The sequence below is a fragment of the Kitasatospora sp. NPDC096077 genome (assembly GCF_040303245.1).
In the GTDB taxonomy this organism is placed as follows: domain Bacteria; phylum Actinomycetota; class Actinomycetes; order Streptomycetales; family Streptomycetaceae; genus Kitasatospora.
In genome coordinates, this window is the sequence record NZ_JBEOSV010000023.1 from 94,887 (window position 1) to 108,798 (window position 13,912).

The 13,912-nt window shown below is 73.6% G+C and carries 14 protein-coding genes; 9 read left to right on the forward strand and 5 right to left on the reverse strand.

Annotated elements, in window-relative coordinates; genetic code table 11:
• Positions 1-113 precede the first annotated feature (113 nt).
• From ABTZ03_RS21200 to ABTZ03_RS21210, 3 genes are all read left to right on the forward strand, one after another.
• Positions 114-1,751, forward strand: coding sequence for an ABC-F family ATP-binding cassette domain-containing protein (locus tag ABTZ03_RS21200; RefSeq protein WP_350514578.1), 1,638 nt, complete (start codon positions 114-116; stop codon positions 1,749-1,751).
• 98 nt (positions 1,752-1,849) lie between these two features.
• The gene (locus ABTZ03_RS21205) at positions 1,850-2,524 is read left to right on the forward strand and encodes a nitroreductase family protein (protein WP_350514579.1); all 675 of its coding nucleotides are present in this window, start codon (positions 1,850-1,852) and stop codon (positions 2,522-2,524) included.
• 97 nt (positions 2,525-2,621) lie between these two features.
• The gene (locus tag ABTZ03_RS21210) at positions 2,622-3,224 is read left to right on the forward strand and encodes a GNAT family N-acetyltransferase (protein ID WP_350514580.1); all 603 of its coding nucleotides are present in this window, start codon (positions 2,622-2,624) and stop codon (positions 3,222-3,224) included.
• 69 nt (positions 3,225-3,293) lie between these two features.
• Here ABTZ03_RS21210 and ABTZ03_RS21215 read toward each other — a convergent pair whose 3' ends face one another.
• Complete coding sequence (locus ABTZ03_RS21215) at positions 3,294-4,253, reverse strand: aldo/keto reductase (protein WP_350514581.1); 960 nt, start codon at positions 4,251-4,253, stop codon at positions 3,294-3,296.
• Positions 4,254-4,399: 146 nt separating this feature from the next.
• The gene (locus ABTZ03_RS21220; protein ID WP_350514582.1) at positions 4,400-5,035 is read right to left on the reverse strand and encodes a GDSL-type esterase/lipase family protein; all 636 of its coding nucleotides are present in this window, start codon (positions 5,033-5,035) and stop codon (positions 4,400-4,402) included.
• A gap of 307 nt (positions 5,036-5,342) precedes the next feature.
• Between ABTZ03_RS21220 and ABTZ03_RS21225 the strand changes: the two genes are divergently transcribed.
• The 4 genes from ABTZ03_RS21225 to ABTZ03_RS21240 all read left to right on the forward strand — a co-directional run bounded on the left by ABTZ03_RS21225 (position 5,343) and on the right by ABTZ03_RS21240 (position 9,807).
• The gene (locus ABTZ03_RS21225; RefSeq protein WP_350514583.1) at positions 5,343-5,954 is read left to right on the forward strand and encodes a choice-of-anchor C family protein; all 612 of its coding nucleotides are present in this window, start codon (positions 5,343-5,345) and stop codon (positions 5,952-5,954) included.
• 231 nt (positions 5,955-6,185) lie between these two features.
• A complete protein-coding gene (locus ABTZ03_RS21230) occupies positions 6,186-7,682 on the forward strand; it encodes a carbohydrate binding domain-containing protein (RefSeq protein ID WP_350514584.1) in 1,497 nt (498 codons plus the stop codon).
• A 198-nt stretch (positions 7,683-7,880) separates the two neighbouring features.
• Complete coding sequence (locus tag ABTZ03_RS21235) at positions 7,881-8,273, forward strand: peptidase inhibitor family I36 protein (RefSeq protein ID WP_350514585.1); 393 nt, start codon at positions 7,881-7,883, stop codon at positions 8,271-8,273.
• A 103-nt stretch (positions 8,274-8,376) separates the two neighbouring features.
• Positions 8,377-9,807, forward strand: coding sequence for an SDR family NAD(P)-dependent oxidoreductase (locus ABTZ03_RS21240; protein WP_350514586.1), 1,431 nt, complete (start codon positions 8,377-8,379; stop codon positions 9,805-9,807).
• Between the two features lie 53 nt (positions 9,808-9,860).
• Here the strand turns inward: ABTZ03_RS21240 and ABTZ03_RS21245 are convergent, their stop codons facing one another.
• Positions 9,861-10,604 (reverse strand): SDR family oxidoreductase, encoded by a 744-nt coding sequence (locus ABTZ03_RS21245; RefSeq protein WP_350514587.1) that lies wholly within the window; start codon positions 10,602-10,604, stop codon positions 9,861-9,863.
• A gap of 126 nt (positions 10,605-10,730) precedes the next feature.
• Here ABTZ03_RS21245 and ABTZ03_RS21250 point away from each other — a divergent pair, with 126 nt between their 5' ends.
• Positions 10,731-11,372: a TetR/AcrR family transcriptional regulator gene (locus tag ABTZ03_RS21250; protein WP_350514588.1), complete on the forward strand. Its 642-nt coding sequence runs from the start codon at positions 10,731-10,733 to the stop codon at positions 11,370-11,372.
• Here the strand turns inward: ABTZ03_RS21250 and ABTZ03_RS21255 are convergent.
• Positions 11,369-11,953: a TetR/AcrR family transcriptional regulator gene (locus tag ABTZ03_RS21255; RefSeq protein WP_350514589.1), complete on the reverse strand. Its 585-nt coding sequence runs from the start codon at positions 11,951-11,953 to the stop codon at positions 11,369-11,371. The genes ABTZ03_RS21250 and ABTZ03_RS21255 overlap by 4 nt on opposite strands.
• Positions 11,954-12,075: 122 nt before the next feature.
• Here ABTZ03_RS21255 and ABTZ03_RS21260 point away from each other — a divergent pair, with 122 nt between their 5' ends.
• A complete protein-coding gene (locus ABTZ03_RS21260; RefSeq protein WP_350514590.1) occupies positions 12,076-13,107 on the forward strand; it encodes a glycoside hydrolase family 113 protein in 1,032 nt (343 codons plus the stop codon).
• 155 nt (positions 13,108-13,262) lie between these two features.
• Here the strand turns inward: ABTZ03_RS21260 and ABTZ03_RS21265 are convergent, their stop codons facing one another.
• Positions 13,263-13,790, reverse strand: coding sequence for a hypothetical protein (locus ABTZ03_RS21265; protein WP_350514591.1), 528 nt, complete (start codon positions 13,788-13,790; stop codon positions 13,263-13,265).
• Between the last annotated feature and the right edge of the window lie 122 nt (positions 13,791-13,912).

Consider the following 13,912-nt stretch of genomic DNA (forward strand, 5'->3'; position numbering starts at 1 on the left):
TGCGCCGGTCGGTGGGGGCCGGGGGGGGGGGGGGGAGCCCCGCCGCGCGCGCGCCCCCCCCCCCCCCTGGTTTTTCCGGTGCCGCCCCCGCTCCTCCTACAATCGGCTGCATCATGAGCGCCACACTCGTAGTCAAGGACCTCAGCGCCGGCCACGGCGAACGCACCCTCTTCACCGGCCTGGACCTGGTCGTCGCCCCCGGCGACGTGATCGGCCTGGTCGGCGTGAACGGCGCCGGCAAGTCGACCCTGCTGCGGCTGCTGGCCGGGCTGGACACCCCCGAGGGCGGTTCGCTGCGGCTCAGCCCGGCGAGCGCCAACGTCGGCCACCTGCCGCAGGAGCCGGAGCGGCGCGAGGGCGAGTCGGTGCGCGACTTCCTGGCCCGGCGCACCGGCGTGTCGGCCGCCCAGACCGCGCTGGACGAGGCCACCGAGGGCCTGGTCGAGGGCCGCCCGGGCGCCGACGACGCCTACGCGGCGAGCCTGGACCGCTGGCTGGACCTCGGCGGCGCCGACCTGGAGGAGCGGGCCGAGGAGGTGGCCGACTCGCTCGGCCTGAAGGTCTCCCTCGACCTGCCGATGACGGCGCTGTCCGGCGGCCAGGCCGCCCGGGCCGGCCTGGCCTCGCTGCTGCTCTCCCGCTACGACGTGTTCCTGCTGGACGAGCCCACCAACGACCTCGACCTGGACGGCCTGGAGCGGCTGGAGGCGTTCGTCAAGGGCCTGCGCGCCGGCACCGTGCTGATCAGCCACGACCGCGAGTTCCTGGCCCGCACCGTCACCAAGGTGCTGGAGCTGGACCTGCACCAGCAGCAGGTCCACCTGTACGGCGGCGGCTACGAGTCGTACCTGGAGGAGCGGGCGGTGGCCCGTCGGCACGCCCGCGAGGAGTACGAGGACTACGCGGACACCAAGGCCTCGCTGGAGGCCCGGGCCCAGATGCAGCGCAACTGGATGGAGCACGGCGTCCGCAACGCCCGCCGCAAGGGCGGCGACAACGACAAGAACGCCAAGGCGAAGCGCACCGAGTCCACCGAGAAGCAGGCCTCCAAGGCCCGGCAGACCCAGCGGATGATCGAGCGGCTGGACGTGGTCGAGGAGCCGCGCAAGGAGTGGGAGCTGCGGATGGAGATCGCCACCGCGCCGCGCTCCGGTTCGGTGGTCGCGACCCTGCGCGGGGCGGTCGCCCGGCGCGGTGACTTCGCCTTCGGCCCGGTGGACCTGCAGATCGACTGGGCGGACCGGGTCGCCATCACCGGTGCCAACGGCGCGGGCAAGTCCACGCTGCTGGCCGCCCTGCTCGGGCGGCTCGAACTGGACGGCGGCAGCGCCGTGCTGGGCTCCGGCGTGGTGGTCGGCGAGGTGGACCAGGCGCGCGGGCTGTTCCTGGGCGGCGAGCCGCTGGCAGACGCCTTCGCAGCCGCCGTGCCGGAGCTCACCGAGGAGGAGGTGCGCACCCTGCTGGCCAAGTTCGGCCTCAAGGCGGTGCACGTGCTGCGCCCGGCCGGCACCCTCTCCCCCGGCGAGCGCACCCGGGCCGCGCTGGCGCTGCTGCAGGCGCGCGGGGTCAACCTGCTGGTGCTGGACGAGCCCACCAACCACCTGGACCTGCCCGCGATCGAGCAGTTGGAGTCCGCGCTCGGCTCGTACACCGGCACCCTGCTGCTGGTCACCCACGACCGGCGGATGCTGGACACCGTCGCGGTGAACCGCCGGATCGAGGTCCGGGACGGACGGGTGCACGAGCTGTAACCCCCGCAGCCCCTGAGCACATGACGGCCGCCCCGGGAATTGGTCTCGACCTCTTCCCGGGGCGGCCGTCATGTGCTGTGCTGTCGGCCATGGTTGACATGGTTGACAGCGCAGCGGCGGGGACGCCCCACCCGACCGTCCCGCTCGCCCCGATGACGGTGCCGGCCCACCAGGCCGAGGCCCGTGGCAAGGCCTTCCACGACGTGATGGCGCAGCGCCGGACCGTCCGCGACTACAGCACCCGGCCGATCCCGGACGGGGTGGTCGAGTGGGCGGTGCGCACCGCGAGCACCGCGCCCAGCGGCGCGCACGTGCAGCCCTGGCGGTTCGTGGTGATCACCGACCCGGAGCGCAAGCGGCTGCTGCGCGAGGCCGCCGAGGCCGAGGAGCGCGAGTTCTACGGCCACCGGGCCTCCGAGGAGTGGCTGACCGCGCTGGCGCCGATCGGCACCGACTGGCAGAAGCCGTTCCTGGAGGACGCGCCGGCCGTGATCGTGGTCTTCGAGGTGCACAAGGGCCCCCACTCGCCCCGCCCGTACTACACCAAGGAGTCGGTGGGGATCGCGGTCGGGCTGCTGCTGGCCTCGCTGCACCAGGCCGGGCTGGCGACGCTGACCCACACGCCGAGCCCGATGCGGTTCCTCAACGAGGTGTGCGACCGCCCGGCGGAGGAGCGCGCCGCCTACGTCATCCCGGTCGGCTACCCGGCCGAGGGGGCGCGCGTCCCGGACCTGCGGCGCAAGGAGCTCGACGAGGTGATGATCCGGCTCTGACGCGCCGGGCGCAGCGGCCGCACCCGCCGGTCGGAGGGGCCCCGGATGCGTCTCCGTCCGGATGTGGCAGGTTCGGGCCAAGGACATAATCGCGGCCATGAGCCCCGCACAGTCGCAGTCCTGCGAGCCCCTCCGGGCCGCGCCGGAGATGACCACCGGGCGGCCGCCCGAGCTGTTGCGGCTGCCCGGCGGCCTGTCCCTGCACCGCCGCCGCAGCACCCACGCACCGGCCCTGAACCGGGCCGTGCGCGCCAACCTGGAGCACCTGCGGCCCTGGATGGAGTGGGCGGCCGAGGCCCCCAGCCGGGCCCGGACCGCCGAGCTGACCCGGGCCGGCACCGCCGCCTGGGAGGCCGGGACGGACTTCATGTACCTGGCCGAGCTGGACGCGGCGCCCGGCCGGGTGGTCGCGGCCCTCGGGCTGCACGGGCGGATCGGCCCGGGCGCGCTGGAGATCGGCTACTGGGTCGCCGCCCGGCACGTCGGCCGCGGCATCGCCACCACGGCCGCCGGGGCGCTGACCGAGGCCGCGCTGGCGCTGCCCGGGATCGCCCGGGTGGAGATCCGCTGCGACCGGGCCAACGCGGCCAGCGCGGCCGTCCCGCGCAAGCTCGGCTACCGGCTGGACCGGGTCGCCGAGGCCTCCGTCCGGGCTCCGGCGGAGACCGGACGGCAGCTGGTGTGGATCAAGGAGCGCTGAGGCCCCGGATCACCGGCGGCCCCGCGCCCGGCTCAGGCCCGCGCCCCGGGTCAGGCCCCGCACCCCGGGTCAGTGGTAGCGCCCGCCCTCCGCGGCCGGCAGCGCGTCCAGCTCGGCCAGGTCGGCCGCCGAGAGCTCGACCGCGGCCGCACCCGCGTTGTCCACCAGGTAGCGCGGCGTCTTGGTGCCCGGGATCGGGAAGACGTACCGGCCCTGCGCCAGCACCCAGGCCAGGGCGACCTGCGCGGGTGTGGCGCCGATCCGCTCGGCGATCGCCCGGACCTTCCCGACCAGTTCCAGGTTGGCCTGCAGCGCGTCCCGCTGGAAGCGCGGCAGCCGGCGGCGGAAGTCGTCCTCGGGCAGCTCGTCGAGCGAGGTGATGTTCCCGGTCAGGAAGCCCCGGCCGAGCGGTGAGTACGGCAGGAAGGCGATGCCGTGCTCCTCGGTGTACGGCAGCACCTCGGCCAGCGCGTCCCGGGTCCACAGCGACAGCTCGGACTGCACCGAGGCCACCGGGTGCACCGCCCGGGCCCGTTCGATCTCCTCGACGGACACCTCGGAGAGCCCGATCAGGCGGACCTTGCCGGCCCGGACGGTCTCGGCCAGCGCGCCCCAGGTCTCCTCGATCGGGACGGCCGGGTCGACCCGGTGCAGCTGGTAGAGGTCGAGGTGGTCGGTGCGCAGGCGGCGCAGGCTGTCGTCGATCGAGCGCCGCACGTGCTCGGGGCTGCCGTCGCGGGCGCCGTCCGAGCCCACCGCGCCCGGGACCATGCCGACCTTGGTGGCCAGGAAGGCGCGCTCGCGGTACGGGCCGTCCAGCGCGGCGCCGACCACCTCCTCGTTGGTGTACGGGCCGTACATGTCGGCGGTGTCGATCAGGGTGACGCCGAGGTCGAGCGCCTGGCGGATCACGCCGACGGACTTCTCGTCGTCCCGGTTGCCCACGTCGTAGGCGAAGGTCATCCCCATGCAGCCGAGGCCGATGACACCGACCTCCGGGCCGTTGCTGCCGAACGGGGCGTTGCGCATGACGGTACTCCTGTCTGGTTTCCGGCTGGTCCCGCAGTCGGTCGAGCGTCGCACTCGACCGGATCCGGGGAGTTGATCAGATCTGATGAACGATCAAGTCCCTTGGAGAGTTGCCGGAACGCCTGACGGAACACGTACCGGAACCGCTACCCCGCCGGCTTCCGGACCCAGTCGCCGAAGCCGCCGTCGAGCACCAGCCGGGCGAGCCGGGCGTAGCCGCCCGCGCCCGGGTGCGCGCCGTCCGCCGCCGCGGCCTCGGCCGTCCAGACCGGGTCGGCGGCCAGCGCCCCGGTGACGTCGACGAAGGGCACCCCGAACCCGGCGCAGGTCCCGGCCAGTCCGGGTACGAGCGCGGTCAGCCGGCCCAGGTGCGCCGCTCCCCCGCCGACCACCGGCGGCGGGCCGACCACCAGCGCGGCGATCCCCTGCTCCCGGGCGCCGTCGAGCAGGGCGACGAGGTTGGCCAGGGTGTCCGCGGGCCGGACCCGCGGGCCGCCGTCCTGCTCGATCGCGTCGTTGGCGCCGAAGGAGAGCACCAGCCGGTGGTCGGCCCCGGGCAGGGTGCGGGACTCGACCTCGGCCCAGCAGCGCCGCCGCACCTGGGTGGAGGTGTCGCGGCGGACCCCGAGGTTGAAGGCGGTGGCGTCCGGGGCGGCGGCCTGGAGCACCCGGCCGACCCAGCCGCGGAACTCCGGGTCGCCGAGGCCCTGGACGAAGGAGTCGCCGAGGAAGAGGATCCGCGGCCCGCCGAAGGGGTCACCGGCCGCCGTTCGTATGGTCATCGGGCCAGGTTAGGGGTGCGTACGGGGCGTGCGCCTCCATTTTCACCACCGGGCCCCGGAACCCGGGCGTCGGCCCCGGAGGTTCGCGGCCGGACGGTCCGCCGGGCCCCGACGGCCGGGCCCCGGCCGACCCGCCGCGCAAACCGGCGCGAAGGGGCGCGCCGCCGCACACCCCACACCACCGGGCGCCGCCCGTCCGGTCTTGGCAGGGCTCGCCGCGACGGTCGACGCTCGGTCCGCACGCGATCATCTCGACCGATCATGCGGCCGATCATCTCGGCCGACCATCACGGAACTTGGGGAATTCATGTCGCTCTCGCGCACCCGCGCCGCCGCCCTCGCCCTCGTCGTCGCCACCACCACCGCACTGGCCACCGTCTCGCTGGTCGCCCCGGCCCAGGCGGCCGGCGGGCACCGGGCGGTCAGCCGCTTCGACGACGGCAGCTTCGAGTACCCCAAGGCCCCGGCGAACAACTTCACCGACCTGGTCGCCGGCCAGACCATCGGCCCGTGGCAGATCACCGGCGGCAGCATCGACCTGATCGGCGCGGGCTTCTGGCAGGCCGCCGAGGGCGACCAGTCCATCGACCTCAACGGCAACGCTCCCGGCACCATCGCCCAGACCTTTTCCACCACCCCCGGCGCCACCTACTCGGTGAGCTACGCGCTGGCCGGCAACCCCGGCGGCGGACCCGCCGTGCGCACCGGGAAGGCGCTCATCGACGGGCAGGACTTCCAGGACTTCAGCTTCGACGTCACCGGCAAGACCAAGGCCGCGATGGGCTACGTGGGACGGCAGTTCACCTTCGTCGCATACAACTCCTCGACCACGCTGACCTTCCAGAGCACCGTCGGGGGCGCCTTCGGACCGGTGCTGGACGACGTTCGGGTGAAGGAGTGCAAGCCCTGCTGCAACTGATCGGGGGGCCAGACACGCCTTAGGGGAGACGGCTCCTTAAACCCGCCCTAAAACCTGCCCTCGGAAGGCCCCCGGTAGCCGGGAAGTGCTTGACGTGCACAGCTGGTCTAGTCCAGTTTGATCCTCAGCACCGCGCTCCTCCCCGCACCGGACCGGCCCCCATGCTGCCGCCCGCCCCGCGTCTCCCCCCTTCGCGGCGCGGGCGGCCCCACGTCCCGAGAGGCGACCCCCATGCCCAGCGCGCTCCAGCACGCCCCCACCCACCGCCGCCCGGCCTCCACCCGGACGAAACTGCTGAGCCTCGCCGCCGCCACCGCGCTCGCGGCCGGCGGCCTCGCCACCCTCGCCGGGAACGCCGGCGCCGCCGACGCCAACCTGCTGGCCAACGGCGGCTTCGAGAGCGGCGCGCTCGACCCGTGGAGCTGTTCCGGCACCACCGGCAGCATCGTCAACTCCGGCGCGCACAGCGGGACGTACGCCCTCAAGGGGGCGGCGAGCGCGAGCGACACCGCGCAGTGCGGCCAGACCGTGAGCGTCCAGCCCAACACCACGTACACCCTCAGCGCCTGGGTACAGGGCCAGTACGTCTACCTCGGCGCCACCGGCAACGGTGTCACCGACCCCGCCGTGTGGACCCCCGGCGGCACCAACTGGCAGCAGCTGAACGCCAGTTTCACCACCGGCCCGAGCACCACCAGCGTCACCGTCTACCTGCACGGCTGGTACGGGCAGGGCGCCTACCTCGCCGACGACGTCAGCCTCTACGGTCCCGGCGGCGGGCCGACCACCCCGCCCACCACCCCGCCGAGCGGCACCCCCACCGGCGGACCGACCACCCCGCCGCCGAACGTCGCGCTGCCGGTCGCCCCGTACATCGACATGGGCGCCTGGCCCACCCCGTCCATGCCCGACATGGCCAAGGCGGGCGGCGTCAAGGGCTACAGCATGGGCTTCGTCACCGGCGTCGGCTGCAAGGCCAGCTGGTTCAACGCCTATGACCCGCGCACCGGTTGGGCCAAGGACCAGGTCGACGCGCTGCGCGCGGCCGGCGGCGACGTCAAGCTCTCCTTCGGCGGCGCGGCCGGCACCGAACTCGCGGCCGCCTGCACCGACGTGAACTCGCTGTTCACCGAGTACGACGCGGTGGTCAACGCCTACAACCTGCGCTACGTCGACTACGACATCGAGGGCGCGGCGGTCGCCGACACCGCCTCCAACGACCGTCGCTCCGCCGCGCTCGCCAAGCTCCAGCAGGCCCACCCGGGCCTCAAGGTCTCGCTCACCCTGCCCGTCCTGCCCGAGGGCCTGACCAGCGACGGCGTCGCCATCGTCAAGTCCGCCCGGGACGCCGGGGTCAACCTCGACCTGGTCAACATCATGGCGATGGACTACTACCGCACCGGCAGCGACTACGGCAACGCCGCCGTCCAGGCCGCGCAGTCGACCTTCGGCCAGCTCAAGGCGCTCTACCCGGCGAAGACCGACGCCCAGCTGTGGGCCATGGTCGGGGTCACCCCGATGATCGGCGAGAACGACGACCACCAGATCTACAACCAGGCCGCCGCCCAGCAGTTGACGACCTTCGCCCAGCAGAACCACCTCGGCCTGCTGGCCTTCTGGGACGCCACCCGGGACGCCAACGCCTGCACCGGCTCGCTGGCGAAGTGCACCAACATCACGCAGCAGCCGTACGAGTTCGCGAAGATCTTCAGCAAGTACACGGGCTGACGCGACGAGTGATCAGGGGTGCCGGCAGGCCGGGGGGCCGCCGGCACCCCGTCGCGTTCGGGGCCCGCGCGTGAACCGACGGCCGTACCCGCGTCCGGAAAGCGCGTGTGGTGCGAACCGTTCGAACGGGAACCATCTAGCATGCGGTAGCGCCGTCCACACGGACGGTGACCACCCCTGCTGAGATGGGAGTCCCCCGTGCGCCACCGCCTGCTCCGCGCCGCCCTCGCCTGCTCCGCCGCCCTCGGGCTGGCCGCCGCCACCGCCCCCGCCGCCCACGCGATGCCGACCGCCGCACGGTGTCCCAAGGGGCACCTCTGCCTGTGGGAGGGCCCGCACATGACCGGGCGCCTGCTGTTCAACGAGGACGCCCACATCACCAAGGACGGCTTCAACCTGCGCGAGATCGACGACATCGAGCCGCCGATCTTCCCGCGCTCGGCCGTCGACCCCCTGCCGGACGACTTCGGCTGCATCATCCGGCTGAACGACCAGCCCAACTTCGGCGGCGCCGAGCAGGAGCTCGACAAGTTCGGGCCGCACGAGCTGGACGGCCGCCGGGTCGCCTCGATCACCCCCGACTGCGGCTGACGCCCAGCCGACGCCCGACCCGGCCCCCGGCAGAAATTGGCATCTCATCGTCCCGGATCGTCCACTACTGTCCCTCCCACCTGTACGAAACGAGGGGGCGGACATGACGGTCCGGGACGACCATCATCAGCTGATCAACGACATCACGCCGACCAGCGGTGCCGCCTGCGCGGCCGACCTCACCGCCTGCGCGGCCGCCGTCTCCCCCGAGGAACTCGCCGCGTTCAGCCGCACCCTCGGCCGACTGCGCGCCCTCCCCGCCCAGGACCGCACCCGGCTGCACGCCGAGCGGCAGCTCAGCTCCTTCGTGATGGAGAGCCGCAAACGCCGCCGCCAGGAGGCCAAGGAGTCCGTCCGGCAGGCCGACGTCGAGCTGCTCGCCGCCACCGCGACCGGCGCCCGGCACCGCCGCGAGGACACCCCGCTCGCCCCGGCCCCCGGAGGACCGCTCGGAGAGCTCCAGGTGCCCCGCCGGTGCTACGTCTGCAAGCAGCAGTACCAGCAGGTCGACGCCTTCTACCACGCGCTCTGCCCGGACTGCTCGGCCGACAACACCACCCGCCGCGCACTCTCCACCGACCTGCGCGGACGGCGCGCGCTGCTCACCGGCGGGCGGGTGAAGATCGGTTTCCAGCTCGCGCTGATGCTGCTGCGGGACGGCGCCGAGCTGATCGTCACCAGCCGCTTCCCGCAGGACACCGTCCGCCGCTTCCGCGCCGCCGAGGGCAGCGAGGCCTGGTTCGAGCGGCTGACCGTGGTCGGCATCGACCTCCGGGACCCGCGCCAGGTCCTCGGCCTCACCGAGCAACTCCGCGCCGACGGGCGACCGCTGGACATCCTGGTCAACAACGCCGCGCAGACCCTGCGCCGCCCGCCGGAGTCCTACGCCCTGCTGGCGGCGGGCGAGTCGACCGCCCTGCCGGGCGCCGACCGCCGGGCGATCGCCCATGCGCCCGGGTTCCGGCCGCTCACCGATGTCGCCCAACTTCCCTCGGGGGCAGGGGCGTTGATCGACCTCACCGACGAGGCCGGACTGCTGCCCGACCTCGCCCCCACCAACTCCTGGTCCGCCACGCTGGGTTCGCTCGACCCGGCGGAGCTGCTGGAGACCCAGCTGGTCAACTCGCTGGCCCCGGCGCTGCTCTGCGACCGACTGCTGCCGCTGCTGCTCGCCTCCCCGCGCCCCGCCCGCTACATCGTCAACGTCACGGCGGTGGAGGGCCGGTTCGCCGTCCGCAACAAGACGGCGCGCCACCCGCACACCAACATGGCCAAGGCCGCGCTCAACATGCTCACCCGCACCAGCGCGGCCGAACTCGCCCCGCAGGGTGTGCACATGTGCGCGGTGGACACCGGCTGGATCACCGACGAGAACCCGGCGCCGGTCAAGGCCCGGATCGCCGCCCGGGGGTTCCGCACCCCGCTGGACATCGTGGACGGCGCGGCCCGGGTGTACGACCCGATCGTGCGCGGGGAGGCGGGGCATCCGGTGTCGGGGGTGTTCCTCAAGGACTACCGGGTGGCGGAGTGGTGAAAGTGGTGACGGTGGCTACGGCTCAGGTGTCGTAGCCACCGCCCCAGGGGCACTCAGCGACCGGTCGGCAGGTTCGCCCCGCCGGTGCAGTCGAGCACCACGCCGGTGACGAAGGTGTTGGCGGCGAACATGTGGATCGCCCGGGCGACGTCCTCGGGGCGGCCGACCCGGCCGACCGGGGTGGTGGCCGCCAGGCCGTCGAAGAGGGCGGTGCGCTGCTCGGCCGGGACGCGGTCCCACCACGGGGTGTCGATGACGCCGGGCGAGACGGCGTTGATCCGCAGCGGGGCGAGCTCGACGGCCAGCGGCGGGACCATCGCCTCCAGGGCGCCGTTGATGGCGGCCAGTCCGGCGGTGCCGGGGAAGGCGGAGCGGGCCGAGGCGGCGGTGATCAGGGTGACCGAGCCGTCCTTGCGCAGGTGCGGCAGGGCCGCCTGCAGCACCCGGACCTGGGGCCAGAACTTGGCGTCGAAGCCGTGGGCGAGGTCGGCCAGGTCGAGCTGGGCGAACGGGCCGCTGCCGGCCGCACCGCTGACCGCGACGACCAGGTGGTCGACGGTGCCGGCCTCGGCGAAGAAGGCGGCCAGGGCGGTCGGGTCGGTCGCGTCGAGCTGGGCACCGCTGGTCTTCCCGCCGATCCGGGCGACGGCGGCGTCCAGCTTCTCGCGGTCGCGGCCGGTGATCACGACCTCGGCCCCGTCCGCCGCGAAGGCGGTGGCGGTGGCCTCACCGATGCCCGAGCTGCCGCCCATGACGACGACGCGGTGTCCGGCGAAGAGGTTCGATGCAGTGCTCATGGTGGTGCCTTTCCGGCTGGTACGAGAACTTGTCGAGACCGGCAGTTCCGGTAATGATGATTGTCGAGACTGTTAGTCTTGTCAACCGGGGGCAAGGAGCACGGGGGCAGCGAGAAGGGACCCACGATGAGCGACACCGACGACCCGCAGGCCGACGATCCGCAGGCCGCGCGCCCGCACACCGGCCGCCGCCGCAACGAGGCCGCCCACCGGGCGATCCTGGACGCGGCCCTCCACCTGCTCGCCGAGTCCGACGGCACGCCCGTCACCATCGACGCCATCGCCCGTACGGCCGGAGTCGGCAAGCAGACCGTCTACCGCTGGTGGCCCTCCAAGGGCGCGGTCCTGCTGGACGCCCTCACCGACCGGGCCGACCGGGACGTCTCCGACCACCCGGACACCGGCGCCCTGCGCACCGACCTGCGCGCCTTCATCGAGACCACCTTCGACGCCGCCCAGCGCAGCACCACCGCGTCCGCGCTGCGCACCGTCGCCCGCGAGGCCGCCCGCGACCCGCACCTGGCCGACCTGATGCGGACCTTCACCGAGACCCGGCGCAGCGCGCTGCACGAACTGCTCACCCGCGGGCGCGAGCGCGGCGAACTGGCCGGCGACGCCGACCTGGACCTGATCGTGGACCAGGTCTACGGGGTGTTCTGGTACCGCTTCCTGCTCGGCCACGGCCCGCTGGACACGGCCGTCGCCGAGCGACTGGCGGACACCCTGGTCACCGGGAACGACGCACCGGGACCGGCCACGAGGAGCTAAGCCCCGCGGCGGCGGACCAGCGGCAGGTACACCTCGTCCACGATCTCCACCAGCACGTCGTCGGGCGCGCTCGGCACCCCCCGCACCACGAACTCGTTGCGCAGCAGCACCATCGCCACCGTCGCCACCCGCGGGTGCAGCACCTCGGGCGCCGCCTCGCCGCGGGCGACGGCCCGGCCCAGCACGGTGAGCCAGGGCGCGGCCGCGGCGTCCCCGGACTGGTCCTGCAGCTGCGCCAGGAACTCGGTGGCGCCGCCCGCCGCGGCCATCAGTTCGCGCAGCACGGCACCGAGCGGGGAGCTCCAGTGCCGGTTCGCCTGGCGCAGCAACTCCAGGGCGTCGCCGCGCAGTTCGCCGGTGTCGGGGAGCGGGGCGGCCTCGGCGAGCCGCTTGTAGCCGGCGATGCCGAGGGCGATGCGGTTCGGCCAGCGGCGGTAGATGGCGTTCTTGTTGGTGCCCGCGCGGGCGGCGACCCGGTCCATGGTCAGCCCGGCGAAGCCGGACTCGGTGAGCTCGGCGACCGCCGCGTGCAGGATCGCCTCCTCCAGCGCCGCCCCGCGCCGCCGTGTCTGCCCGGCCATGGTCCCGTCCTCTCCCGTGTGCCGCCCCATCCTTCTTGCCATCCCGTGGTGACGGCAACTACGGTACTGCTCGTACCGTAAATTCTGTTCCGATCCGCCGACTCGCCACAAGGCAGGGACTCATGCGCATCAAGGGAATCAGTTACGACACCGGGTTCGTCCGAGGCGGGGTGTGCTCCCGCAAGCGATTCGAACCGGAGCTCGTCCGAGAGGAATTGAGGATCATCCGGGACGATCTGCACTGCAACGCGGTGCGGATCATGGGCGGCGACCCGGACCGGATCGAGCTGGCCGCCGGATTCGCCGCCGAACTCGGCCTGGAGATCTGGTACTCGCCGTACCCTCTGGAGCTGGCACAGGAAGAGCTGCTGGAGCTGTTCGCCGACTGCGCCCGGCGGGCCGAGCGGCTACGGCGGACCGGCGCCGAGGTGGTGTTCCTGACCGGGGCCGAGCTCAGCCTGATGAACCCGGGCTTCCTGCCCGGCGACAGCACGGACGAGCGGATCGCGCTGCTCGCCCGGCCGGAGGCGGTGCGCGAGCACCTCGGCGCGGTCAGCGGCCGGGTGAACGCCTTTCTGCGCACCGCCGTCGCCACCGTCCGCACCCACTTCGGCGGCCCGGTCAGCTACGCCGCCGTCCCGCTGGAACGGGTCGACTGGGAGCCCTTCGACCTGATCTCCCTCGACCTGTACCGCGACGCCACGACCGCCGACCGCTTCGCCGGCGGCGTCCGCGGGCTGACCGGCCAGGAGACCACCGGGGGCAAGCCGGTCGCGGTCACCGAGTTCGGCTCCGCCACCTACCGCGGCGCGGGCGACCGGGGCGCGATGGGCCTGGAGATCGTCGAGTACGACGCCGACGGACCGGTGCGGCTGACCGGCGTCCACGAGCGCGACGAGGCCGGCCAGGCCGCGTACGTACGGGAGTTGCTGGCGGCCTTCGACGCCGGCGGGATCGACGCCGCCTTCGTCTTCACCTTCGCGCTGTACGACTTCGTCCACCGCCCGGACGGCGACCCGCGCGAGGACCTCGACCTGGCCAGCTACGGCCTGGTGAAGGTGGGCGAGGACCGGCCCGGGGACCGGCCGGGCCTGCTGCCCTGGGAGCCCAAGGAGGCCTTCGCGGCCGTCGGCGAGTACTACCGGGACCACTGAACCGCGGCTACTGCGCGGAACGACCCCGGAACCAGCCCCACCGGCGACGCCCGGAGCTCTTCTCGGGGCCCCTCGGCGGCTCCGGTGCGGGCCGGTCCTGAGAGGGTGCGGGCCGGCTCGGGGAGGGCGCGGGCCGGTCCGGTGTGCGTCGTGGTTCAGCCGGTGCGAGCCGTACGACGGCGGTAGTAGGCGAGGCCGAGGGCGATGGTGATCGGCCCCCAGAGCATCGCCGGGCCGATGCAGACCCGGGCCAGCGCCTCCCACCAGCCGTTGCTGAACCCGACCTCGTCCAGCAGCCCGACCCAGGCCAGCGGCTGCAGCCCGAACAGGCCGAACAGGGTCAGCCCGCCCAGGAGCGTCGCGATGAGCGGCACCGGCGGCGGCACCCGGCGGCCGCGCAGCAGCGGCACCCAGCGCGGGTACACCTCGCCCCAGCCGCTGACCAGTCCGAGGGTGAGGATGGTCAGCGCCTCGGTGGTCAGACTGAGGCCGAACACGTACGGGGTGCCCCACCAAGGCATGGGCGCACGGGCCGGGTCGACCGTGCCCATCTCGAAGCCGAACGCGAACGGCAGCCGCCACAGGCAGTGCGGCAGCACGATGAACGGGAGGGCCTTGGCGAGGCGCAACGCCCAACGGGGGGCGGGGCGTTCGGTGTCTCCGACCGGAATGTTCTTCAGCATGCGGCCAGCCTCGCGGGCGGCGCCCCTCCCCCGCCTCCACCGCGCGGCGCATCACCCTCCCCCGCGCGAGCCAACCGGGGCACCGGAGCTCGTCACAGTGGCGGAGGCGCGCAGGAAGTCGA